We start from the raw sequence: 297 nt of genomic DNA on the forward strand, positions 1-297 counted from the left end.
GCTGATGCGCGCAGCCGGGATCGAGGGCGCAACACGCTCGAAGCGGGTCAAGACGACCAGGCCGGACCCTGCCGCCACCCGGCACCCGGATCTGGTGAGGCGGGAGTTCACCGCGACCGCGCCGAACCGGCTCTGGGTCACCGATCTGACCTTCGTGCCGACCTGGGCCGGCGTCGCCTACGTCTGCTTCATCATCGACGCGTTCTCGCGGATGATCGTCGGCTGGCGATGCGCGTCACACATGCGCACCGAGATGGTGCTCGACGCGATCGAGATGGCGCGCTGGGGTCGCGGCAC

The 297-nt window shown here is 69.4% G+C and carries 1 protein-coding gene; it reads left to right on the forward strand.

Features of this window, described 5'->3' with window-relative positions; all coding sequences use genetic code 11:
* Positions 1-297 (forward strand): DDE-type integrase/transposase/recombinase (locus ACT3TZ_RS15305; protein ID WP_444584267.1); only part of this gene is annotated, 297 nt, incomplete at both ends.

It is taken from the genome of Brachybacterium sp. AOP25-B2-12 (genome assembly GCF_052378625.1).
Taxonomy (GTDB): Bacteria; Actinomycetota; Actinomycetes; order Actinomycetales; family Dermabacteraceae; genus Brachybacterium.